We start from the raw sequence: 23414 nt of genomic DNA on the forward strand, positions 1-23414 counted from the left end.
GTCAGGCCGGGTAGCTGCGGGTCTCGGTGGCCTTGACCGCCGCCCACACCGCCCGGCCCGGCGTGAGGCCGAGCTGGGCCGCCGCGGCCGGGGTCACGTCGGCGGCCGCCGCGACCGGGCCGGCGAGCTGCACCCGCAGGTTGTCGCCGTGGCGCTGCACGCCCTCCACCGTGGCCGCCCACGTGTTGCGCGGGCTGCCCGTCGGCCGCTCGACGTGCACGGCCACCGCCGCCGGGGCGAACGCCACGAACGCGTCGCCGGTGACCCGGTCGGCGACGGCGAAGTCCAGCTCGCCCACCCGCACCGTCGCGCCGGAGCCGGTGCCGCGGAACAGGTTCAGCCCTACGAGCCGGGCCACGTAGTCGGTGCGCGGGCGGGCCGTCACCTCCGCCGCGCCGCCCTCCTGCACCACCCGGCCGTCCTCGACGATGACCAGCCGGTTGGCCAGCACCAGCGCGTCCAGCGGGTCGTGGGTGACCAGCAGCGCGCCGCCCGCGAAGCCGCCCAGGTGCCGGTGCAGCGACGCGCGGGTGTCCAGCCGGGTGCGGGCGTCCAGCGCGGCCAGCGGCTCGTCCAGCAGCAGCAGCCGCGGCGCCACCGCCAGCGCCCGGGCCAGCGCCACCCGCTGCGCCTGGCCGCCCGACAGCGCCCGCGGGCGGCGGCCCGCCACCTCGGCCAGCCCCACCCGGTCCAGCCAGTCCGCCGCCAGCGCCCGCGCCGCCGACCGGGAGCGGCCCTGCCGGCGCGGCCCGAACGCCACGTTGTCCAGCGCGGACAGGTGCGGGAACAGCAGGTAGTCCTGGAACACGACGCCGATGCCGCGGCGCTCCGGCGGCGTGCCCGACAGGTCCCGGCCGTCGAGCCGGACGTGCCCCGCGGCGAGGCGGGTCAGCCCGGCCAGGGCGCGCAGCGCGGTGGTCTTGCCCGCGCCGTTGGGCCCGAGCAGGGCCACGACCTCGCCCGCCGCGACGGTGAGCGGCACGTCCAGCCGGAACGCGCCGCGGTCCACGACCAGGTGGGCGTCAAGCACCGGTGATCCAGCGGTCGCGCAGCAGCGCCAGGATGACGACGGACACCACGAGCAGGACGAGGCTCAGCACGATCGCGGCGGGCAGGTCGGTCTCCAGCGCCAGGTAGACGGCCAGCGGCATGGTCTGGGTGCGGCCCGGGAAGTTGCCGGCGAACGTGATCGTCGCCCCGAACTCGCCGAGCGCCCGCGCCCAGCACAGCACCGCCCCCGCCACCACGCCGGGCGCCACCAGCGGCAGGGTGACGTGCGTGAACGTCGTCCACCGGCCCGCGCCCAGGGTGGCGGCGGCCTCCTCGAAGCGGGCGTCCGCGCCGCGCAGCGCCCCCTCGACGGCGATCACCAGGAACGGCATCGCCACGAACGCCTCCGCCAGCACCACCCCGGCCGTCGTGAACGGCAGCGTCACCCCGAACGTGTCGTCCAGCCAGCCGCCGACCGGGGAGTTGCGGCCCAGCGCCAGCAGCAGCGCCACCCCACCGACCACCGGCGGCAGCACCAGCGGCACCGTCACCAGCGCCCGCACGAACCGCCGCCCGGGGAACGGCACCCGGGCCAGCACCCACGCCAGCGGCACCCCCAGCACCAGGCAGACCAGGGTGGCGGTGCTGGCCGTCTGCACGCTCAGCCGCAGTGCCGTCAGCACCCCCGGCGCGGCGAGCCGCGGCCCCAGCTCCGACCACGGCGTGCGGGCCAGCAGCCCGGCCAGCGGCAGCACCAGGAACGCGAGCCCCAGCGCCGCCGGCAGCAGCAGCGCGAGCGGCGCCCGCCTCACGCCCGCTTCTTCGGGCCGGTCTCCACCACCACGGTCGTCGACTTGATGACGGCGGTGGCCACGGACCCGACCTCCAGCCCCAGCTCGTCGACGGCCTCGCGGCTCATCAGCGACACCACCCGGAACGGCCCGGCCTGGATGTCGACCTGCGCCATCACGCTGTCGCGGGCGACGGCGGTGACGATGCCGCGCAGCCGGTTGCGCGCCGACGAGTGCTCGGTGCCCTCGTCCGGGCGGGCGCCGTGCTCGCGGACGAACGCGGCCAGGTCGGTGCCGTCGACGATCCGCTGCCCGGTGTCGTCCCGCCGCGCCGGCAACCGCCCGGCGTCGACCCACCGGCGCACCGTGTCGGCGCTGACGCCGAGCAGCTCGGCGGCCTCCCCGATCCGGAATGCGCTCACCGCGCCACCGTAACCCACGCACCTGCGAGCCGGTGGGTCCCCGCGCCCTCGTACCTGCCGGTCGGGACCGCGGATATTCGGCTGCGGCCGGACCCGGCGCGCGCCTACCGTGCGGCATGGCCGCTCACCTGTACGCCCTCTGCTTCGGCGCGAACGACCCCCTGACCGTGGCGCGGTTCTGGTCCGGCCTGCTGGGCTGGGAGCTGACCGGCGACCCGCGGGGCGGCCACCAGCTCCGGCCGGCCGACGACACGGGGTTCCGGCTGCGGTTCGTGCCCACCGCGGCGCCGAAGACGGGCCCGAACCAGGTGCACTTCGACCTGACCAGCGCGTCGGAGGCGGCCCAGCTGCGGACGGTGGACCGGGCGCTGGAGCTGGGCGGCCGGCACATCGACGTGGGTCAGCTGCCCGAGGAGGGGCACGTGGTGCTCGCCGACCCGGAGGGCAACGAGTTCTGCGTCATCGAGGCCGGCAACGACTTCCTCGCCGACTGCGGGTTCATCGGGGCGCTGTCGTCCGACGGCATGCCGGACGTCGGGTACTTCTGGAGCGAGGCGCTGGGCTGGCCGCTGGTGTGGGACCAGGACCAGGAGACCGCGATCCGCTCCCCGCACGGCGGCCCGAAGATCACCTGGGGCGGCCCGCCGGTCGTGCCGAAGACCGGCCACAACCGGCTGTGGTTCGACCTCGTCGCGGACGGCGACCGGCGGGCCGAGGCCGGCCGCCTGCTCGCCCTCGGCGCGACCCGCCTCGGCGACGCGGAGTTCGCCGACCCCGGCGGCAACGAGTTCTGCCTGCTGGCCCCGGAGGACGTCGCCTAGTACGCGTAGCGGCGCACCGCCTCCGGATGGATGACGATGCGCAGCAGCTCGCCGGCGAGGATCTCGGCGAGGTCGCGCGCCCGCACCGGGTCGCCCAGGTCCCAGTAGCGGGCGGCCAGGCGCGAGCACAGCTCGTGCGCCCCGCCGGCCTCCACCGTGGCGGGGCCGGCGACGGACACCCAGCGCTCGCGCTCGCCCACCGGGGCGGCCACGACGAGGGACGCGCGGGGGTCGCGCCGCAGGCGCCGCACCTTCAGCGAGTCCGGCTCGGTGAACAGCTGGATCGTGCCGTCGTCGGTCGCCTCGAACCACACCGGCCGCGGCTGCGGCGGCTGCGCCGTCCCGGCCACGGTGAGGAACCCGTGCAGGGGGCGGCGGAGGAACTCCAAATCGTCGGCGGTCAGCGCGTCGCTCATGACGACGATTGTGCCTAGTCCGGCAGCAGCGGCACCGCCGGTCCGAGGTCGCGGCCGACCAGGGCGCCGCGCACCACCGACGACGAGCCGAACCGGTCGCGGACCGCGTCGAGCGCCACGTCGAGGTCGGGGCCGCTGTCGCGGGCGAAGGGCAGTTCGAGCTGGACGGCGCCGTCGTCGTCGAGGTTGCCGATCGAGACGCCGACCAGGGTGCAGCCCTGCACGGCGATGAGTGGGCCGGCCGCCCGCAGCAGCGCCCGGGCCACCGTCAGCAGCGTGCGGGTGGAGTCGGTGGGGCGGGGCAGCGTGTGCGACCGGGTGGCGCGGGTGAAGTCGTCGAAGCGCAGCCGCAGGGTGACCGTGCGCCCGGCCCGGCCCGCCTTGCGCATGCGCTTGCCGACCCTGTCGACCAGCCCGGCCAGCACCGCCTCGATCGCCTCCGGGGTGCGCCGGCCGCGGCCCAGCGCGGACTGGGCGCCCATCGAGCCGCGGCGCTTGCCGGTCTGCACCCGGCGCGGGTCGCGGTTGTGCGCCAGGGCGTGCAGGTGGTGGCCGGCCCCCGGGCCGAGGATGGACACCAGGCCGGCCTCGCCGAGCCGGGCCACCTGACCGACCGTGCGGATGCCGCGCTCGCGCAGCTTGCCGGACGTCACCGGGCCGACGCCCCACAGCCGCTCGACCGGCAGCGGGTGCAGGAACGACAGCTCGCCGTCCGGCGGCACGAGCAGCAGGCCGTCGGGCTTGGCGACGCCGCTGGCGACCTTCGCCAGGAACTTCGTGCGCGCCACCCCGACGGTGATCGCCAGGCCGACCCGCTCGCGCACGTCGCGGCGCAGCTGGGCGGCGACGGCCAGCGGCGACGGCCGGATGCGGTGCAGGCCCGCCACGTCGAGGAACGCCTCGTCGATCGACAGCCCCTCGACCTCGGGCGTTGTGCTGCGGAACACCTCGAACACCGCCCGGCTGGCCGCCGTGTACGCCGACATGCGCGGCGGCACGATGACGGCCTGCGGGCACAGCAGGCGCGCCTGGCGGCCGCCCATCGCGGTGCGCACGCCGCACGCCTTCGCCTCGTAGCTGCACGCCAGGACCACGCCGCCGCCGACGATGACGGGGCGGCCGCGCAGAGCCGGGTCGTCACGCTGCTCGACCGACGCGTAGAACGCGTCGAGGTCGGCATGGAGGATCGTCGCCCCGGGCACGACCAGCACTTTAGCACACGTGTACGAATTCGGATGACGCCCGGCGCGGGCCCGGGTTACGGTCGCGCGGACGGAACCGTTCCGAGGTCAGGAGAGCCAACGATGCGAGCAGCGCGCATGTCCCTCCCGCTCCCTGTCGCCCACCTCGAGGACATGACGCTGCATGCGCTCCATCAATCTCGGCATCCTGGCGCACGTCGACGCCGGTAAGACCAGCCTCACCGAGCGGCTCCTGTACGCCGCCGGGGTGATCGACCGGCTCGGCTCCGTCGACGCCGGTGACACCACCACCGACACGCTCGCGCTCGAACGGCAGCGCGGCATCACCATCAAGAGCGCCGTGGCGTCGTTCACCGTCGGCGACGCCGCCACCGGCACCACCGTGACCATCGTGGACACCCCCGGCCACCCCGACTTCATCGCGGAGGTGGACCGGGCGCTCGGCGTGCTCGACGGCGCCGTGCTCGTCGTCTCGGCGGTCGAGGGGGTCCAGCCGCAGACCCGGGTGCTCATGCGGGCGCTGCGCCGGCTGCGGGTGCCGACGCTGCTCTTCGTCAACAAGATCGACCGCCGGGGCGCCCGCGACCTGCTGCCGGACCTGGCGGCGAAGCTCAGCCCGGCGGTGGTGCCGATGGGGGCCGTCGTCGCCCCCGGCACACCCGGGGCGGCGTTCGTGCCCGGCGACGACCCGCGCCGGATCGACGTGCTGGCCGACCTGGACGACGCGGTGCTGCGGGCGTACGTGCGCGGCGAGCCGATCGACGTGCGGGCCCGGCTGGCCGCCCAGACCCGGGCCGGACGGGCGTTCCCCGTGTTCGCCGGGTCGGCGGTCACCGGCGCGGGCGTGCCCGAGCTGATGGCGGCCCTGCCGGAGCTGCTGCCCGCGGCGGCCGCCGACGCGGGCGCGCCGCCGGCCGGCACGGTGTTCAAGGTGGAGCGCGGCGCGGCGGGGGAGCGGATCGCGTACGCGCGGCTGTTCGCGGGGACGCTGCGCCCGCGCGACCGGGTCACCGTCGGCGGCCGGGAGGCCAAGGTCACCGGCATCGACGTCGTGGACGCGGGGCCGCCCGGCGAGCTGACGGCGGGCCGGATCGGCCGGGTGCGCGGCCTGGGCGCGGTGCGGATCGGCGACGCGCTCGGCGCCGGCCCGGCCCCGGCGGCCGGCGCCTTCGCCCCGCCCACCCTGGAGACCGTGGTGGAGCCGGTGTCCGGCCGGGACCGCGGTGCGCTCTACGCGGCGCTCACCGAGCTGGCCGAGCAGGACCCGCTCATCGACCTGCGTCGCGACGACCGGCGGCGGGAGATCTCCGTGTCGCTGTACGGCGAGGTGCAGAAGGAGGTGATCGAGGCCACGCTCGCCGCCGACTACGGGCTGGCCGTCCGCTTCCGCGAGACCACCACCCTGCACATCGAGCGCCCCGCCGGCGCGGGCGAGGCCGTCGAGGTGGGGATCAAGGACGTCACGCCGTTCCTGGCCACGCTCGGCCTGCGGGTCGAGCCGGCCGCGCCGGGCACCGGCGTCGGGTACCGGCTCGGGGTGGAGCTGGGCTCGATGCCGTACGCGTTCTTCGCCGCCGTCGAGGACACCGTGCGCGCCACCCTGGCGGAGGGGCTGCACGGCTGGCCGGTCACCGACTGCCTCGTCACGCTGACCCGCAACGGCTACTGGCCGCGGCAGAGCCACGCGCACGCCACGTTCGACAAGAGCATGTCCACCACGGGCGGCGACTTCCGCGGCCTCACCCCGCTGGTGCTGATGGCGGCGCTGCGCGCGGCGGGCACGACGGTGCTGGAGCCGGTCCTCCGGTTCCGGCTCGACGCCCCGGCCACCGCGCCGGTGCTGCCGCTGCTCGCCCGCCTCGGCGCGGTGCCGCTGACCGCCACCGGCGAGGTCGTCGAGGGGTACGTGCCCGCGGCCCGCGTGCACGAGCTGGAGCGGGCGCTGCCCGGCCTGACCGGCGGCGAGGGCGTGCTGGAGGCGGCGTTCGACCACTGGGAGCCGGTGCGCGGGCCGGCGCCCGCGCGGCCGCGCACCGACGACGACCCGCTGCACCGGAAGGAGTACCTGCTGCGCGTCCAGCGCCGGGTGTAATCCAGGCCACACCAGCGAAGGGCACCCTAAGTCGGCAGAATGCAGGGATGGCAGAGAGCGCGGAGCTGTTCGGGCCCGGCGTCACCGCGCAGGTGATGCGGCACATGAACGACGACCACGGCGAGGACTCGCTGCTCATCTGCCGGGCGCTGGGCGGCCGGGACGCCGCCACGGCCGCCCGGATGAGCGGCATGGACGCGGCCGGCATCGTGTTCGCCGTCGACGAGCCGGGCGGGGTCGCCGAGGTGCGCATCCCGTGGAGCGGCCCGGTCACCGAGCGCCCGCAGATCCGCCAGGAGGTCGTGCGCATGTACGCGGCCGCCCGCGCGGCGCTCGGCCTGCCCGCCGACGAGCGGACCCACTGACGTGTTCAGCGCCGAGCTGCGCGCCGCCACCGCCGCCGCCCACCGCACCGCCGAGCGCGGCGCCTACCTGGACGCCCTGCTCGGCGGCCGCCTCGACCGGGCCGGCTACGCCGCGCTCGTCGCCCAGCACTGGTACGTGTACCGCGCGCTGGAGGCGGCCGCCGACGACATGCGCGCCGACCCGGTGGCCGCGCTGTTCGCCGACGAGCGGCTGACCCGGCTGCCCGCGCTGGAGGCCGACCTGGCGTACCTGCTCGGCCCGGACTGGCGCGACGCCGTCCGCCCCGGCCCGGCCACCGCCGCGTACGCCGAGCGCCTCACCGCCGTCTGCCACGACTGGCCGGGCGGCTTCGTGGCCCACCACTACACCCGCTACCTGGGCGACCTGTCCGGCGGGCAGTACATCGCCGCCGCCGTCGCCGAGATCTACGGCCTGCCGGGCCGGCACGGCGTCGCGTTCTACGACTTCGCCGGCATCGACCCGGGCACGTTCCGCGACGGCTACCGCGACCTGCTCGACGCGGCGCCGTGGGACGCCGCCGAGCGCGCCCGCATCGTCGACGAGGTGCTGCTGGCGTACCGGTTCAACACCGACGTGTTCGCGGACCTCGCGGCCGACCTGGACCGCTGGGCGGTCGCCTAGCGCCCGGCGGGGCCCAGGCCGAACACCGCCGCCAGGCCCGTCACCTCGAGCGCCTTGCGCACCGGCGGCGACGGGTCCACCAGCGTCAGCGGCACCCCGGCGGCGGCCGCGCTGTTGCGGGCGCTGATCAGCGCGCCCATCGCGTACGAGTCGATGAAGCTGAGCCGGCTCACGTCGACCACCAGGAACCGGCAGCCGGTGCCCACCACGGCGGCGGCCAGGCTGTCGCGCACGTCGTCGGCGGTGTTCAGGTCGAGCTCGCCCGCGAGGCCGGCCGTCAGCACGCCGTCGGCGTCGACGGGCACGTACGAGACCAGGGGTTCCTTCGGCACCCGTCCGAGGGTAGTCCGCGCTTAAGGTGATCGGATGGGCGAGGCGGACGTGAAGCTCACCAACCTGGACCAGCCGCTGTTCGACGGGTCGGACGCCACCAAGGGCGACCTGGTCGGCTACCTGACGGCCGTGGCCGGGCGGATCCTGCCGGGGCTGCGCGGCCGGCCCCTGTCCGTGGTGCGGGTGCGCCCGGGGCAGGAGCCGTTCATGCAGAAGAACCTGCCGAAGTACACCCCGGAGTGGGTGCGCCGGGTGGGGGTGTGGGCGGAGGCGTCGCACCGGGAGGTGTCGTACGCCCTCTGCGACGACGAGCGCACCCTCGTCTGGTTCGCCAACCAGCGCGCCGTCGAGTACCACCCGGCGCTGTCCACCGCCGACGCCCCGCACCGGCAGACCCACCTGATCATGGACCTGGACCCGCCGGAGGGCGACTCGTTCCCGGCCGCCGTGGCGGGGGCGCGGCTGGTCCGGGAGGCGCTGCGCGGCTGCGGCCTGGACGGCGCGGTCAAGACCAGCGGCGCCAAGGGCGTGCACGTGTTCGTGCCGATCGCCGAGCACCCGACGGAGGACGTGGCCGCCGCCGGGCGCGCGCTGGCCGCCCGCGCCGAGCGGCTCGACCCGGCGCTGGCCACCACCGCGTTCATCAAGGACGACCGGGCCGGCAAGGTGTTCCTCGACGCCACCCGGGTGGGCGGGGCGACCGTCGTCGCCGCGTACAGCCCGCGGATCCGGCCCGGCGCGACCGTGTCGTTCCCGGTGTCCTGGGACGACCTCGGCGACGTGCGCCCGGCCGACTTCACGATCCGGACGGCGCCCGGCCTGCTCGGCGACGCCGATCCGTGGCGGGACGCCCTGCCGGCGCCGCAGGAGCTGCCCGCCGACCTGATCGCCGAGGGCCACACCATCCCGGTCGCCCGCGTGCAGGCGATGCACGAGGGCAAGCGCCGCGCGCGGGCCCGCCGGGCGGGCGGCGAGGCCGGCTGACCCGGCCCCGCCGCACCGGGTTCAGCTGTCGTCCGCGGCCCGGTCGTGGGCGATCCTGACCAGCTCGACCAGGCCGCCCGCGTACTCCTGCGCCTCCGCGTGCGCCTCGGCGAACGGCGGCTGGAAGCCGACGCCCTCCCACTGCCGGGTCGCCTCGTTCCACCGGTCGTTGCCGACCTCGAAGTTCCAGGCCACGATGCCCAGGTCGTAGTACAGGTGGTCGGCCGAGTTGCCGGCCGCGGAGTAGAGCACGTCCGCCACCGGGCCGGTGTACGACGGCCAGGTGACCGTGCCGCGCTCGACGGCGATCGCGCCGACGATGCGCCGCGCGCTGTCCAGGAAGTACTTCTGCTCGTCGATCGACGGCCGCGGCAGCGTGACCCGGCCCTCGGCCTTGTACGCGCCCGGCGACCACATGAAGTAGCCGCCGTAGCTGTGCACGTTCATCGAGTACCGGATGTTGGGGTGCGCCTCGGCCAGCTCGACCACGTTGCGGCTCTCCGGCTCCGACAGCTCGCCGGTGCCCGCGTACGTGCCGGACAGGCAGTTGGCGCTGGCGCCCACGTAGCCGTCGAACAGCGACCCGACCGCGTAGTTGCGGTTGACGTCGACGCCCCACAGGTCGCGGTTGCGCGGGTCGCGGGCCGGCCCGGTGCAGTGGTTGACCAGGTTCTTGCGCTGGAAGTTGAAGTCGTTGAACGAGTAGTTCGCCCCGTCGGGGTTCACCACGGGGACGACGAACACCTCGACGGCGTCCAGCAGCTCGCGGGTGGCCGGGTCGGTGGCGTGGTTGGCGAGCAGCCGCTCGGCGAACTCCAGCGTCACCAGCGGCGTGGCCCACTCCCGCGCGTGCTCCTGCGAGTAGGCGAGCACGCCGGTGCGGGAGCCGTCGCGCACGGCGCCGATGCGCAGCGCCTGCACCGTCCACGGCCGCTGCGGCACCTCGGCGCCCTCCAGGCCGTCGTCGAGCCGGGCGGGCCCGGCGACGGGCATGGGCACGCCGGCCGAGCCCTCCTCGACGAACGCGCGGAACCGCTGCGGGTAGCGCGCCGTGACGAAGGCGGCCACGTCGTCGGTCGTGCTGATCACCTTGCCGCCGGCGTCGGTGGCGAGCGAGATCGTCAGGACCCGGTCGCGGTACGTGGCGCCGAGCGGCCGGTTCGCCCGGCCCGGGTCGACGGTGCGCACCTGTACGCCGTTCATGCCCTGGTCGCCGAAGCGCACCGACTCGACGACGACCGCCGCGGCGGCCGGGTCGCCCAGGTAGGCGGCGGCGGTGCGGCGGTAGCCCTGGGTGCGGTTGGGCAGGTCGATGACGTCGACGAGGTGCGGGTACTGCCGGCCGAGCCGCTGGATGCGGGCGCGGATGTCGGTCGGCGTCAGGTACGCGTCGATGAAGTCCTTCTGGTACCCGGCGGGCTGCGCGGGCGGCGTCGCGCCGGGCCACACCGCCGGGGTGATCGCCCGGGAGGCGCCGCCGAGGCTGGACGTCGCCGTGACCCGCACCGGCCGGGCGGGCAGCGGCTGCGGCACCGCCCAGTGGTACTGGTACTCGCCCGCGTCCTCGAAGCGCACCAGCGGGAACGTCCCGGTCGTGCCGTCGGCGGTGGTCCAGGTGACGGTGATCTCGACGTCCGGGTCGTCGGACGCGGTGGTGGCGACCTGGGTCTGCAGGAACGTCCGGCCGTTGGTCGTCCACCAGTACGCCTGGAGGAACTGCAGGGTGTCCGCGGCGAGCACCCGGGCGCCGCGCCGGCTCTCGGCGGCGTGCCGGGCCGCGTCGGCGGAGGTCTGGATGAGCTGGACGGCGACGGCCCCGCGCTCGCGCAGCGCCGCCAGTTCGCCGGCGGTCACCACGATGTCGGCCAGCACCTGCCCGGGGGCGGTGCGCGGGCGGGCGGCGACGTCGGCCCCGCCGGCGACCAGCTCGGCGAGCATCGCCTCGCCCGGCAGGCGGAAGCGGACGAGCCCGGTCTCACCGGCGGCCAGGCTCACCGCGCCCGGTGCGGGCGGCGGGGCCGCGGAGACCGCTCCGGGGTGGACGATCAGGCCTGCCGTGAGGACGGCTGCGGCTGCGGCGGTGGCCAGCCGGCGGCGTCTGGACATGGAACCTCCTGCGACATCGAAGGACGTGGCTCCACACCACCCGATCCATTGATCGATGTCAACGAAAGGATCTCCGTCAGGCGAACAGGGCCCGCACGAACGGCGGCAGCGCCCGGCGCGGGCGCCGCGGCGGCGTCCCCGGCCGGCCGGCGCGCGCCGGCACCGTCGAGCCGTGCGCGACGGCGAACCGCGACAGGGGGATCGGCTGCGGGGGCGCGCTGGGGGACATGGTTCACCTCGTGGTCGCTGGTCGTCCGGGCGAGGCAGAGCATCGGCCGGGCGCCGGGAAACCTGAGCGGGTCAGAACAGGAAATGCTTGACCCGGGCCGTGAACACCAGCCCGACGACCCCGAGCAGCACGCCCCACGCCGCGGTGGCCCGGCCGGCGGCAGGGCCCTGCCGGGTCCGGTTCAGCCCGGCGACGCCCCAGACGATCGCCGCGACGCTCACCAGCCCCGCGAAGTTGATCACCAGGCTGGCGATGCCGAACGCGAGGGCCCGGTCGGCGGCGCTGTTGCGGCCCGGCCGCACCTCGCCCGGCGCGGGCAGCGGGCGGGCGGCCGCGTGCGCGGCGGCGAGCAGCTGCTCGGCGGGGTAGCCGGCGGCGTCCGGCCGCCGGTCGGCGGGCACGGGCAGGCCGGTTGCGGGATCTGCCATCGTCGGTGGACCGTTCATCGTCTGGAACTGCCTGTCCCGGTCCATCGGCCGCGGACGCCCCGACCTGAGGGGTCAGTCCTCGCCGTACATGTCCTCCAGGTACTCCAGGGTCTGCGCCGCCAGCGCGTTGCCGTGCGCCGCGCCCCGGCGCAGCAGCTCCGCCGCCTCCCGCAGGCTGGCCGGGTCGGTGTGCAGCCGCAGGATGCACATGCCCAGGTAACCGGCCACGTTGTCGTCCTCCGGGGCGGCCGCCCGCAGCGCCCGCTCCGCCTCGGGGTACCGGCCCGCCTCGAACAGCAGGAAGCCCGCCGCCCCCGCCGCCCGGGTCAGGCCCGCGCGGGCGCCGCGCATCAGCAGGCCCAGGATCTCCGGCTCGCGGCGCCGCGGGATGCCGCCGGTGTCCTGCACCGCGTCCTGGAACAGCAGCATGCCCAGGTGGCCCGCGGCCACGTCGTCGCCCGCGGCCACCATGCCGCGCAGGAACTGCTCGGCCGGACCCGGCCCGCCGTGGGCCAGCAGGTGGTCGACGTAGTGGGTCAGGGCGTCCGGGTCGCCCGCCTCGGCGGCGCGGCGCAGGTACGGCCCGGCCGCCGCGGCGTCACCGTCCAGCTCCAGCGTCAGCCCCAGCGAGAACGCGGCCCCCGGCGCGCCGGAGTCGGCGGCGCGGCGCAGGTGCGTGATCGCCTCCGCGTACCGGCCCTCGCCCGCCAGGATCGTGCCGAGCAGCTCACCGGCCTCCGCGTCGGCGCCCTGCTCGCCGTCGCCCCGCTCGGCGAGCGGGCGCACCACCCGTTCCGCCGCCGGGTAGTCGCCCCGGCGCAGCAGCAGGCGGCCCAGCTCCAGCCCGTACCCCCGGGGGTCGATCGCCAGCGCGCGGCGCAGCAGCGGCTCGGCGGCCGCGTCGTCGCCGCCGGCCAGCAGCAGCCCCAGGGTGCCGGCGGCGGCGTCGTCGCCGGCCTCGGCGGCGGCCCGCAGGTGCCCGGCGGCCTCGTCGTCGCGGCCCTGCTCGGCGAGCACGGTGCCGAGGAACGCCCGGTGCGCCGGGTTGCCCGGGTCGCGCTCCAGCGCCCGCAGCAGCAGCTGCTCGGCGTCGGCGGGCCGGTCCTGCACCAGCCGCACCGCGGCGAGGTGGCCCAGCGCCCGGTCGTCGCCCGCCGCCACCGCCCGGGCGAACGCCGCGTCGGCGGCCCCGGCGTCGCGGTCGGCGAACGCCCGCACCCCGACGGCCAGCAGCTCGTCGCCGGTGGCCAGCGCCAGCATGGCCTGCCGCACCGCGACGGGCGGCGTGGACAGCCCCTGCGGCCCCTCGCCGGACTCCGTGCGGTCGACGAGCAGGTCCGCCGCCCGGTACGTGTCGCCGGGGTGCGCGGTCAGGCACCCGCTCGACGTGCCCCACTCCAGGCCGTCCGCCGCCGGCGGCAGGTCGGTGCGGCCCCGGCGGGCCGGCGACAGGTACGCCCGGTGCAGCGCGTCCAGCACGGCGGCCGGCACCGGGCGGTCGTACCCGGTGCGGCGGCAGTCGACGGCCGCCGCGACGAACGCCTGCCCCACGTCGTGCAGGGTGCCGGAACCCTCGGACCAGAGCGCCATCAACCCGGCCGCGCCCGTCAGGTACGCCCCGAGACTCGTCCCGGCCGCCAGCCGCGCGGCGGCGACGATGCGCGGGTCGTCGCTGGCCTCCGCGCGCCGCAGCTCGGCGTCGGACAGCCGGTCGGCCACGGCCACCCGGTGCGCCCGCCGCACCAGGCGGGTCGCCGCGCCGGGCGTCCCGTCGGCGGGCGCGGCGTCCAGCCGGCGTAGCGCCGCGTCCCGGACCGTCGCCACCACCAGCGGCGGCAGCGGCATGTCGGCGAGCCCGCCGGGCAGCAGGAACCGGTCCAGCCCGTCCAGCCACACGACGCAGTGCCCGGTGTCGAACCCGTCGTCCGCGAGCCGCCGCAGCGCGGCCGCGTCGGCCGGCGCGACGACGTCCCAGTCGCCGCGCACCCGGCGCACCACCTCGAACGCGGTCCGCGACGTCCCGGCCGCCACCCGCCCGTGCACGACCACCAGCCCACCCGCCTCGACGGCACGCTCCAGCGCGGGCTCGCAGTCGCGCGGCACGTACGCGGGAAGCCCGTGCTCCTCGTGCCCGGCGGCGGGCGCGACACCGAGGGCCAGCGGATCGGCGTCGGCGAACCGGTCGGCGCGGCGCCGGGCGAGACGCCGGACGAGGTCGGCCGCGAGCCGGGTGCGGACGTCACGCGAACGGCTCACTCGGGCCCCCGGGAAGAAGATGCTGCGCCCCGGCGAGGATGTTACAACCGCCGCGATCCGCACGGCGCTCTCCGTCGGCGTCGCCGCGCTGCCGTCCCGCCCGGCCTCGCGGGAACGCGTCACCCGGCCGGATGATTCGGCGCCGGGCGCTGGTCCGGCGCGCTCGGCCCGCCGGTGAGAGCTGGGACTCTGGACAGCCGTCCGAGCACCCACCCCAAGGAGTCCACCGCATGGCGACAGACGCCCCCGACGAATCGGCCCCGGCAGCGACCGGACGCGGGCAGCAGGTCCTCGACGTGCTGCACAAGGCGATCGACATGCAGAGCCCCCTGGTGCGCAAGAACATCGCCCGGGCCCGCCAGCGCAACCCGGACGCGACACCGGCGGAGGTCGTCCGCACCCTGGAGCGCATGTACGTCAGCGCCCTGACCGGGACGGGCGCCGCGGTGGGCGGGGCGGCGGCCGCCCCCGGCATCGGCACGGGCGTCGCGCTGGCGCTGTCGGCCGGGGAGGCCCTGTCGTCGCTGGAGCTGAGCGCCCTCTTCGCGCTGTCCATCGCCGAGGTGCACGGCGTGCCCATCGACGAGCTGGAGCGCCGCCGGACGATCGTGCTGGGCATCATGCTGGGCGGTTCCGGCTCCGCCACGATCACGAAGGTCGCCGAGCGGACGGGGCAGCACTGGGCGCGGCAGATCGTCGCCAAGGTGCCCGTCGCCACGCTGAAGCAGATCAACGGGGTCCTGGGCCGGCACTTCATCACCAAGTACGGCGCCAAGCAGGGGATCATCGTCCTCGGCCGGGTGGCGCCGTTCGGCATCGGCGCGGTGATCGGCGGTGGCGCGAACGCGGCGCTGGCCGCGCTGGCGGTGCGGGCCGGCCGCCGCGCGTTCGGCCCGCCCCCGGAATCGTGGCCGCGGTCCACTGAGGAACCGGGCGCCTGGCGCGGCACAGCCGTCCGCTGAGGCAGGGCGGTCGAGCTGATCGGCAACGTCCGGCGCTGAACCTCCACCATGTGCAGGCCGACAGGCTGGTCCGGACCAGGAAAGATCGCCAATACGCTGCGCGGATAGCGCGAGCCGGCGGGCCCGCTTGAGGCACGGAGGCCGTCATGGTGCTGTCCCGGATCGCCGAACGTCCGAACACGAGGATCCTGCTCATCCTTTTGGTGTCGGTCGTGCTGCTGGTGCCGTCCCTCCTGGCGGTCAGGACGGGTTCCGCCTCGGCCGCCGTCCCCACGGGCTTCCGCGAGGTGACGGCCTTCAGCGGGCTGGTCAACCCGACGTCCGTGCGGTTCGCGCCGGACGGCCGGATCTTCGTCGCGGAGAAGCGCGGCACGGTGCAGATGTACGACAGCCTCACCGACACCACCGCGACGCGGGTGGCCGACCTGCGGACGGAAGTGCACAACTTCTGGGACCGGGGCCTGCTCGGGCTGGAGATCGACCCGGGCTTCGCGACCGGGCGGCCGTACCTGTACGTGCTGTACACGTTCGACGGGGCCGTCGGTGGGACCGCTCCGCGGTGGGGCACGGCGGGCGCCGACAGCGACCCGTGCCCGAGCCCGCCCGGCGCCACCTCCGACGGGTGCGTGGTCAGTGGCAAGCTGGCGAAGCTCACGCTCAGCGGCACCACCACCTCGAAGCAGGATCTCATCCACGACTGGTGTCAGCAGTACCCGAGCCACAGCATCGGCGACCTCGCGTTCGGCAGCGACGGTGCGCTCTACGTCTCGGCCGGCGACGGCGCGAGCTTCGATTTCGTCGACTACGGCCAGGACGGCAACCCGGTCAACCCCTGCGGCGACCCTCCCGGAGGCGTCGGCGGCACGTTGACCGCGCCGCTGGCCGAGGGCGGCGCGTTGCGCTCGCAGGACCTGCGTACCCCCACCGACCCCACGACGCTCGACGGGAGCGTGATCCGGGTGTCGCCGGACACCGGCGCGGCGCTGCCCGACAACCCCGGCATCGCCGCGACCAACGCGAACGCCAGGCGGATCGTCGCCTACGGGCTGCGGAACCCGTTCCGCATGACGGCCCGGCCGGGCACCAGCGAGCTGTGGCTGGGCGACGTCGGCTGGAGCAGCTTCGAGGAGATCAACCGGATCACCAACCCGGCCGGCTCGGTGAAGAACTTCGGCTGGCCCTGTTTCGAGGGCGACAACCGCCAGGCCGGCTACGACGGGGCCGACCTGAAACTCTGTGAGGACCTCTACGCGCAGGCGAACGCGGACACCAAGGCGTACTACTCGTACAAGCACCGCACGCCCCTGAACGGGAACGACAACTGCAACACGACCCGGGGATCCTCCACCGCGGGGGTGTCGTTCGCGTTCGCCGCGGCGGGTGGGCCCTACCCGGCGGAGTACGACGGTGCGCTGTTCTTCGGCGACTACTCCCGCAACTGCATCTGGTATATGCCGAAGGGCGTGGACGGCCAGCCCGACAAGCTCAAGGCCAAGCCGTTCGTCAGCGCCGCGAAGACCCCGGTCGGCCTCGAGATGTCACCGCAGGGAGAGCTCTTCTACGCCGACTTCGACGGTGGCACCATCCAGCGCATCAGGTACGACGCCGCCACCAACCCGACCACGTGTGCGACCGGGCAGTTCCGGGCCGAGTACTTCCCCAACAAGACGCTGACCGGGTCGGCCGCGTCGACCGTCTGCGAGGCCGCGCCGCTCAACCACGACTGGGGTACGGGGGCACCTGCCGGGGTGGGACCGGACAACTTCTCGGCGCGGTGGACGGGCACCTTCGACGTCGCCGCGGCCGGCACGTACACGTTCACGGCCGTGAGCGACGACGGGATCCGGGTGTGGGTCGACGGGACCATCCTCATCGACCAGTGGCGCGACCAGGCGGCGACGACATTCACCGGCAGCCGCGCGCTGACGGCCGGTGCCCACGAGGTCAAGGTGGAATGGTTCGAGACGGGAGGCGCCGCGGTCGCCAAGCTGAACTGGGCGACCACCGGCGCCGGCTCGGCCCCGCAACCCCAGATCACCACTCCGGCGGCGGGCACCACCTGGAAGGTCGGCGACACCGTCAGCTTCTCCGGGTCCGCCAGCGACCCACAGGACGGAACGCTGCCCGCCGGCGCGCTGCGCTGGGAGATGATCCTCCAGCACTGCCCGCTCGACTGCCACGCACACCCCTTGCAGAGCTGGACCGGCGTGAGCGGGGCGTCCATCGCCGCACCGGACCACGAGTACCCGTCCCACCTGGAGCTGCGGCTCACCGCCACCGACTCGGGCGGGAACTCGACGACCGTCAGCAGGCGGCTCGACCCGCAGACGGTCCAGATCACCGTGGCCTCGAACCCCTCGGGTCTGCAGGCCACCTCCGGGTCGCGGACGGCCGTCACACCCTTCACGAACACGGTCATCGTCGGTTCGTCCAACAGCCTGTCCGCGCCTTCGCCGCAGACGCTGTCGGGCACCTCCTACGCGTTCAGCCGATGGTCCGACGGTGGCGGCCAGTCCCACAACATCACCGCGGGCGCGACCGCGACCACCTACACAGCCACCTACACCGCCACAACCGGCTGCGCGGCCGGGCAGTACCGGGCCGAGTACTTCCCCAACAAGACGCTGACCGGGGCGGCCGCGTCGACCGTCTGCGAGGCCGCGCCGCTCAACCACGACTGGGGTACCGGGGCGCCTGCCGGGGTGGGACCGGACAACTTCTCGGCGCGGTGGACGGGCGCCTTCACCTTTGCCACGGCCGGCACGTACACGTTCACGGCGGTGACCGACGACGGAATCCGGGTGTGGGTCGACGGGACCCTCCTGATGGACCAGTGGCGCGACCAGCCGGCGACCGCGTACACCGCCAGCCGCGCGCTGACCGCGGGGGCCCACGAGGTCAAGGTGGAATGGTTCGAGACGGGAGGCCACGCGGTCGCGAAGCTCAACTGGGCCGCCGCCTGCCCCGTGGGGCAGTACCGGGCCGACTACTTCCCGAACCGCACGCTGTCCGGCACGCCGGCCTCCGGCGGGTGTGAGGCCGCCCCGCTCAACAAGCAGTGGGGTTCTGGCGGTCCCGCCGGGACACCGACCGACACCTTCTCGGCCCGGTGGCAGGGCACCTTCAACTTCGTGGGCGGCTCGACGAGCTTCAGCGCGGCCTGGGACGACGGCATGCGCGTGTGGGTCGACGGAACCTTGATCGTTGACCGGTGGACCAGTAGCCCCGGAACCGCGGCCCCCACCGTGAACCTCACGGCGGGCGCACACGTGGTCAGGGTCGAGTTCCAGGAGAACACCGGTACGGCCACCGCTCGACTGTCCTGGTGACAGCCGGGCGGGCGCCTAGCCCGGCGCGATGAAATCGCGCACCAGGTCCGCGGTCCGGTCGGGCCGGTCCCGCATCACCCAGGTGCGGCTGCCCGCGACCAGCTCGACCCGCGCGGCCGGGAACAGCGCGCCGAGCCGGTGGGCGTGCGCGGGCGGGAACAGCCGGTCGTCGGCCCCCCACAGCACCAGCACGGGCCGGTCGAAGCGGCGCAGGTCGTCCGAGCGGTCCACGAGCAACCGGCGGTCGGCCAGCGAGGCCAGGAACCCGGCGGCGTCCCGGCGCACCTCGCGGTCGCCGAAGTAGGCGGCCAGCCACGACCCGATCAGGTCGTGCGGCAGCGGCCCGCGGGTCAGCAGGCCGAACCCCATCGGCAGGCGCCGCAACGGGCGCAGCCTCAGCGGCGCCAGCACGGCCGGCAGCACCCCGAGCCGGGCCGCCGGCGGCAGGCCGCGGAAGACCGCCGGCGGGCAGTTCTCGAACGCCTCACCGCTGGTCAGCACCAGCCGTTCCAGCAGGTCCGGGCGCCGGGCGGCGACGAGCTGCGCCACGGCGGTGCCCGTGTCGTTGCCGACCAGGGTCACCGGCCCGGCGCCCAGGTGCTCGACGAAGTCCGCCACGACGTCCGCGACCCCGGCGGCGGACCGGTCCGCGGCGGCCCGCATCGGCTGCCGGTGCCCGCCCAGCGGCAGGTCCGGCACCACACACCGGAACGCGGGCGCGAGCCGGTCGACCAGCGGCGCCCACACCCGGCCGTCCTGGAACGCGCCGTGCAGGAACACCACCGGCGCACCGGTCCCGGTGTCGGCGTAGCGGAGCGGGCCTGCGGGCAGGTCGGCCAGGGGCATGGAACACCTCGTTCGTGCGGCGGTACGCGACACTGACGACCATGCATCCTCACGTCGACCTGAGGTCAACCACCGGCCTGTCCATCGGCGAGGTGGCGGACCGGTTCGGCCTGGGCGCACACGTGCTCCGCCACTGGGAGGACCAGGGCCTGCTCACCCCGGACCGCCTCCCGAACGGCCGCCGCCGCTACACCCCGCGCGACGTCCTCGCGGTCCGGCTCGTCCTGCTCGGCCGGGCCCTCGGCTTCAGCCTGCCGCAACTGCGCGCCCTGGTCTGCGGCACCCTCGACCGCAACGCCCAGCGCGCGGTCATCGCGGGCCACCGCGCCGCCCTGGAACGCCGCATCGCCGACATGCAGGCACTCCTGCCGGTCCTGACCCACGGCGTGACCTGCACGGCCGACACGATCCCGGACTGCCCGGAGGTCGCCGCCCTGCTCCCGGCCACCCCGCCGCCGTGACACCGGTTCGCCGACGAGAGGGCGCGGTTCGTCCGATCATGGAGTGATGGGTGGCGAACGCGATACCGGGCCGGCCGAGGTCACCGCAGCCCTGGCCGGGACCCGGCTCGAGGGCCTGCCCGTCAAGCACGGCCCGCAGGGCGCCGCCGTCGTCGAGGCGATCCCGCCGGCCAGCGTGTTGACGGCCTGGCAGGAGGCGTGCGCACTGGTGCCGGTCACCGGCCGGTGGCCCGTCGTGGTGACCGGGGAATTCGAGGGCTCGTGGGCGCGAAGCGATCCAGAGCCGGCGCCTTCGGAGGCCGAACTGGCCGCGCTCGACGAAGCCGCGAGGACCCTTGATCCCTGGTCCGCCTGGCCCCTCTTCGACGACACGGAGATCAGCCTGGAGGACCCGGAGCGGTCGGTCGCCGGCTTCCTGGCCGCGGGGATGTCGGGTACGGGGCTGAGCGAGGCTGACGTCCGCCGGCTCCCGTCGCCCATCACCGAGCACGACCTGGAGCGCCTCGTCTACGACCGGGTCCGGTCCGATCCGGCGTGGGAGGCGCGGGTGCGGATCGAGGCGCACCACCACATGACCTCGGCCTTCTGGTACACCCCCGCCGACGTCTCTCTGCTGCTGCTGCCCACGACCTCGGCGTGGTTGGCCCCGCAGTGGGTGCACTTCTTCGGCGCGTTGGGCGAGAGCAAGGAGCTGGCCGCGGCGCTCTGGCAGTGGCAGTCCCGCTGGGACGCCCGGCTGTTCGCGTCCTGGGGCACCATGCTGCAGTTCGTCGTGCACCGGCCGCCGGAGCCCGGCGAGGATGCCTGGGAGTTGGCGGGTCAGTTCAAACGGCTGGCCTGCTACCTGAGCATGACGCGCTGGGAAGTGGCGACCGTGCTGCCGAGCGCCGGGACATGGTTCGTCCACTGCCGCCCGTAGTGGCGGTGTGCAGCTGTGCGCTGGGTTGGCGGGCCGAATGCCCTGGTCGAGCTTGGTGCCCCCGGCAGGATTCGAACCTGCGCTTTCGCCTCCGGAGGGCGACGCTGACCTTGCGGGCGCAGAGCCGCTGACCAGCTAAAACGTATGCGCCTGGCGAGTCGCCGGCGGAACTTCGGCACGTATTGGGCACCGGCGGGTCTGGCGGTTGACTATCTCCACGGCATCGGACACCGGTTGAACGCCAACTTCGACACCGCACGTTCGTCGCTGGATGCCATGTCCGCGAGTTTCGACAACACAGTTGCTGGGCGGGGCGGCTCCTGTTGTTGCCGCGTGGCAAGCTCGTGTGCCGTGATCGATGACTTCGCGAAGGACTACCTGCACCGCCGGCTCAAGGTGACCCGTGAGGCGCTGGTCTGGAAGCTCGACGGCCTGTCCGAGTACGACATCCGGCGCCCCCTGACGGTGACCGGGACCAACCTTCTCGGACTGGTCAAACACTTGGCGACCTGTGAGGCCTGGTATTTCGGGGAGGTCTTCGATCGCCCGTTCCCGCAGCCGCTGGGGCGCTGGCAGGACGCGGACGGCAGCGACCTGTGGGCGACCCCGGATGAAACTCGCGAACAGATCATCGACTTCTACCAGCGTGCCGGCAAGCATGCGGACGCGACGATCGGAGGGCTTCCCATCGACGCGCCTGGCCACGTGCCCTGGTGGCCGCAGCCCGATGTCAGGCTGTTCGGCATCATGATCCACGTCCTTCAGGAGACCACCCGGCATGCCGGCCAAGCTGACATCCTGCGTGAGCAGCTCGACGGCCGGACCGGGCTGAGGGCGGAGTACGAGGAAGAAATCGACACGGCGGCCCGCGCGATACACCGCGCGAAGATCGAGCGGGCTGCGCAGGCAGCCGCCAGAAGTGCGGTCAAGACTCGCCGAGATTGATCAATGGCAGAACGATCAATGGAGTCAAAACGCACGAGCCGCTGGTGGCGCAACTCGTGAGCAGAGCCAGGCGGTAGCTGGCAACCACACCTTGACCGGTCGCGAGGTACTGCGCCGGCGCCGGGGTGGGCGGTGCGCACACTGAAGGGCAGGCCATCGGCCTGCCCGCACCCACTGCCCTGAGGGTCGCAGAGGCTCTGAGGTCAAGGGCGGCCCGCAGGGCCGTCGCGTGCGACGCGAAGCGCCCTTGAGCTTGGAGGGGCGGCCCGGCACACTCGCGCCGCCCACCTCGGCGCCGGCGGGCCGCAACCGTGTTCGACGGCCTGGCCGTCGCCAGCCGGCCCGAACCTCACCCCAGCACGCCAGCCGGCGGGCGTCTTGCGTGGCCTGGCCCAGAGCGACAGCGGCGGGACGGCCGCGCGCCCAGACGGCGGCGTGAGCGGCCCGTTTCGGGCCGCATCTAAGACGTACAGAAACTTTGAACCGACCGCTTCGCCAGACAGCGTTTCCGTTGGAGCAGACTCTGAGCATCCAGCGGGAGAGCAACTTCCACGAACTCATTGGACACGACGTGCTGTCTGGACGGTCCAGGGCGCTACCGTCTTTGCCGTGTCGACGTCTGAGATATGGCAGCCACTATCTGATCGTCAGAGTGCAAGCCAGCAGTGGGCCCGAAGGGTCTCCCCGGCCCTGGCGGCCGCCCTACGGCAATGGATCATCCTCGCCGGTCGGGACATACCCAGCCAGGACCTCGATCGCGTGCCTGTTCGACTGGGCATCCACCTGCACCTTGAGCTGGAAGAGGACGACGGTGAGTTTGTTGAGACCCTCAACCATCATGATTGGGTCCGCCATGCCTTGGCCGAATCCGTATCGGACAAAGCCCTGCTCGACGTGGTTGACGCTCTCCTAGATCTGCTCCCCGCACGTGGGCAGGGTCCGAACAGGGCCGACCCATTGCCAATGCAGATCATCGCAGCGATGAACGCTACGAAGCGTGATCACCGCAAGAGCCTCCAGCAGCACCTCGACGATGCCCGGCTCATGTACCGCATCTCGGAGGACGGGCGCCGTCTGGTGCGCCGCACCGACCGCGCTAGTGAGCTCGCCCTCAGGGATGCGAGCGCCGCTGCTGACCAGATGCCCTCGTCTGGGTCTGCATCGAAGTTCTTGGAGTCCGCATGGGAAGCTCTCGCCGGTTTGCATCCCGACCCTCCGCGGGCGTACAGCGAAGCTATCAAAGCTGTTGAGGCAGCAGCGCACTCGGTCGTTCAGCCCAACCACGCCAAGGCGACCCTCGGTACGATGCTCGGCGAACTCAAGAACGCCCGGCACCGCTTCGTCGCGGACGTCGGTCAGCCGGGCACTTCAGTCGGCCTTGAAACCGTGATCTCCATGGCGGAAGCGCTGTGGACGGGTCAAACTTCACGCCATGGCGGACAGTACCCGACCCTCATGGAAGACCTGAGCCAGGCACGAGCCGCCCTGCATCTCGCAACCACACTGGTCACGTGGTTCGCCTCGCATGTTGTCCGGCGGGAGCCGAAGCCGGGCGTCGCGACGCTCATGCCGTAAGGCTGCATAGCTTAGGCGCTATGACCATCCGGTACAGCAGTGTGTAATGGATCCTGATGACAACAGACCTTCTTCGGCCCAGCCGTGACGGTGATCAGTTCCACTACGTGTGGGCCGCACGACAGTCACTGCGCCTGCTCGAACCGGGTACCCGGTTGGACTCCATCTATGTCGAGGGCGTTTCGGCCAGTGATGGCGCGGCTGGAAGGGGTCTGGAGGTCATCGATCTAGCGGAGTACTGGGGTACGAGTGACCCAGCTACAGCCGATCGAGTGGTCTACAGGCAGCTTAAGCATTCG

General features: G+C 74.2%; 22 protein-coding genes. 11 read left to right on the forward strand and 11 right to left on the reverse strand.

The genetic code is table 11. From position 1 onward, the window contains the following. Position 1: 1 nt before the first annotated feature. Genes Sya03_RS02700 through Sya03_RS02710 form a run of 3 tightly spaced genes read right to left on the reverse strand, consistent with a single transcriptional unit; the run spans position 2 to position 2203 of the window. Positions 2–1030 (reverse strand): ABC transporter ATP-binding protein, encoded by a 1029-nt coding sequence (locus Sya03_RS02700; RefSeq protein WP_203936520.1) that lies wholly within the window; start codon positions 1028–1030, stop codon positions 2–4. After that, the gene (locus Sya03_RS02705) at positions 1023–1802 is read right to left on the reverse strand and encodes an ABC transporter permease (protein ID WP_203936521.1); all 780 of its coding nucleotides are present in this window, start codon (positions 1800–1802) and stop codon (positions 1023–1025) included. The genes Sya03_RS02700 and Sya03_RS02705 overlap by 8 nt, the downstream gene beginning before the upstream one ends. Beyond that, complete coding sequence (locus Sya03_RS02710; protein ID WP_203936522.1) at positions 1799–2203, reverse strand: TOBE domain-containing protein; 405 nt, start codon at positions 2201–2203, stop codon at positions 1799–1801. Before Sya03_RS02710 ends, Sya03_RS02705 begins: the two co-directional genes overlap by 4 nt. Before the next feature lie 116 nt (positions 2204–2319). On the opposite strand from Sya03_RS02710, the gene Sya03_RS02715 reads away from it, so the two are divergent. Then, on the forward strand, positions 2320–3024 hold the full coding sequence (locus tag Sya03_RS02715; RefSeq protein WP_203936523.1) for a VOC family protein: 705 nt from the start codon (positions 2320–2322) through the stop codon (positions 3022–3024). Here the strand turns inward: Sya03_RS02715 and Sya03_RS02720 are convergent. Continuing rightward, a complete protein-coding gene (locus Sya03_RS02720; protein WP_203936524.1) occupies positions 3021–3440 on the reverse strand; it encodes a pyridoxamine 5'-phosphate oxidase family protein in 420 nt (139 codons plus the stop codon). The genes Sya03_RS02715 and Sya03_RS02720 overlap by 4 nt on opposite strands. 14 nt (positions 3441–3454) lie before the next feature. Then, positions 3455–4651 carry a DNA polymerase IV gene (gene dinB, locus Sya03_RS02725; RefSeq protein WP_203936525.1) on the reverse strand — a complete coding sequence of 399 codons (1197 nt, stop codon included), beginning with the start codon at positions 4649–4651 and terminating at the stop codon, positions 3455–3457. A 154-nt stretch (positions 4652–4805) separates the two neighbouring features. Between dinB and Sya03_RS02730 the strand changes: the two genes are divergently transcribed. Genes Sya03_RS02730 through Sya03_RS02740 form a run of 3 tightly spaced genes read left to right on the forward strand, consistent with a single transcriptional unit; the run spans position 4806 to position 7742 of the window. Beyond that, positions 4806–6734: an elongation factor G gene (locus Sya03_RS02730; RefSeq protein WP_203936526.1), complete on the forward strand. Its 1929-nt coding sequence runs from the start codon at positions 4806–4808 to the stop codon at positions 6732–6734. Between the two features lie 47 nt (positions 6735–6781). Next, positions 6782–7099 carry a DUF2470 domain-containing protein gene (locus Sya03_RS02735; RefSeq protein ID WP_203936527.1) on the forward strand — a complete coding sequence of 106 codons (318 nt, stop codon included), beginning with the start codon at positions 6782–6784 and terminating at the stop codon, positions 7097–7099. Position 7100: 1 nt separating this feature from the next. Next, positions 7101–7742: a biliverdin-producing heme oxygenase gene (locus Sya03_RS02740; protein ID WP_203936528.1), complete on the forward strand. Its 642-nt coding sequence runs from the start codon at positions 7101–7103 to the stop codon at positions 7740–7742. On the opposite strand, the gene Sya03_RS02745 is transcribed toward Sya03_RS02740, so the two are convergent. After that, a complete protein-coding gene (locus Sya03_RS02745; protein WP_203936529.1) occupies positions 7739–8074 on the reverse strand; it encodes an STAS domain-containing protein in 336 nt (111 codons plus the stop codon). The genes Sya03_RS02740 and Sya03_RS02745 overlap by 4 nt on opposite strands. A gap of 34 nt (positions 8075–8108) precedes the next feature. Between Sya03_RS02745 and Sya03_RS02750 the strand changes: the two genes are divergently transcribed. Then, complete coding sequence (locus Sya03_RS02750; RefSeq protein ID WP_203936530.1) at positions 8109–9059, forward strand: DNA polymerase domain-containing protein; 951 nt, start codon at positions 8109–8111, stop codon at positions 9057–9059. Between the two features lie 21 nt (positions 9060–9080). Here the strand turns inward: Sya03_RS02750 and Sya03_RS02755 are convergent, their stop codons facing one another. The 4 genes from Sya03_RS02755 to Sya03_RS02770 all read right to left on the reverse strand — a co-directional run bounded on the left by Sya03_RS02755 (position 9081) and on the right by Sya03_RS02770 (position 14078). Continuing rightward, a complete protein-coding gene (locus tag Sya03_RS02755) occupies positions 9081–11165 on the reverse strand; it encodes a M14 family zinc carboxypeptidase (RefSeq protein ID WP_203936531.1) in 2085 nt (694 codons plus the stop codon). A 76-nt stretch (positions 11166–11241) separates the two neighbouring features. Next, on the reverse strand, positions 11242–11394 hold the full coding sequence (locus tag Sya03_RS02760; protein ID WP_203936532.1) for a hypothetical protein: 153 nt from the start codon (positions 11392–11394) through the stop codon (positions 11242–11244). A 71-nt stretch (positions 11395–11465) separates the two neighbouring features. Continuing rightward, positions 11466–11822, reverse strand: a complete 357-nt coding sequence (locus Sya03_RS02765) for a hypothetical protein (protein ID WP_203936533.1) — start codon at positions 11820–11822, stop codon at positions 11466–11468. A 72-nt stretch (positions 11823–11894) separates the two neighbouring features. Beyond that, positions 11895–14078 carry a tetratricopeptide repeat protein gene (locus Sya03_RS02770; RefSeq protein WP_203936534.1) on the reverse strand — a complete coding sequence of 728 codons (2184 nt, stop codon included), beginning with the start codon at positions 14076–14078 and terminating at the stop codon, positions 11895–11897. 230 nt (positions 14079–14308) lie between these two features. Here Sya03_RS02770 and Sya03_RS02775 point away from each other — a divergent pair, with 230 nt between their 5' ends. Both Sya03_RS02775 and Sya03_RS02780 read left to right on the forward strand, forming a co-directional pair. Further along, positions 14309–15040 (forward strand): hypothetical protein, encoded by a 732-nt coding sequence (locus Sya03_RS02775; RefSeq protein WP_203936535.1) that lies wholly within the window; start codon positions 14309–14311, stop codon positions 15038–15040. A gap of 146 nt (positions 15041–15186) precedes the next feature. Next, positions 15187–18369 (forward strand): PA14 domain-containing protein, encoded by a 3183-nt coding sequence (locus Sya03_RS02780; protein ID WP_203936536.1) that lies wholly within the window; start codon positions 15187–15189, stop codon positions 18367–18369. A 15-nt stretch (positions 18370–18384) separates the two neighbouring features. Here the strand turns inward: Sya03_RS02780 and Sya03_RS02785 are convergent, their stop codons facing one another. Beyond that, a complete protein-coding gene (locus tag Sya03_RS02785; protein ID WP_203936537.1) occupies positions 18385–19215 on the reverse strand; it encodes an alpha/beta fold hydrolase in 831 nt (276 codons plus the stop codon). Positions 19216–19256: 41 nt separating this feature from the next. Here Sya03_RS02785 and Sya03_RS02790 point away from each other — a divergent pair, with 41 nt between their 5' ends. From Sya03_RS02790 to Sya03_RS02805, 4 genes are all read left to right on the forward strand, one after another. Beyond that, positions 19257–19676: a MerR family transcriptional regulator gene (locus tag Sya03_RS02790; RefSeq protein ID WP_203936538.1), complete on the forward strand. Its 420-nt coding sequence runs from the start codon at positions 19257–19259 to the stop codon at positions 19674–19676. A 46-nt stretch (positions 19677–19722) separates the two neighbouring features. Next, the gene (locus tag Sya03_RS02795; protein WP_203936539.1) at positions 19723–20595 is read left to right on the forward strand and encodes a DUF4253 domain-containing protein; all 873 of its coding nucleotides are present in this window, start codon (positions 19723–19725) and stop codon (positions 20593–20595) included. A gap of 351 nt (positions 20596–20946) precedes the next feature. After that, the gene (locus Sya03_RS02800; protein ID WP_203936540.1) at positions 20947–21540 is read left to right on the forward strand and encodes a DinB family protein; all 594 of its coding nucleotides are present in this window, start codon (positions 20947–20949) and stop codon (positions 21538–21540) included. Positions 21541–22149: 609 nt separating this feature from the next. Further along, positions 22150–23115: a hypothetical protein gene (locus Sya03_RS02805; RefSeq protein ID WP_203936541.1), complete on the forward strand. Its 966-nt coding sequence runs from the start codon at positions 22150–22152 to the stop codon at positions 23113–23115. Positions 23116–23414 lie beyond the last annotated feature (299 nt).

Origin of the sequence: Spirilliplanes yamanashiensis (assembly GCF_016863475.1) — a bacterium.
Classification (GTDB): Bacteria; Actinomycetota; Actinomycetes; order Mycobacteriales; family Micromonosporaceae; genus Spirilliplanes; species Spirilliplanes yamanashiensis.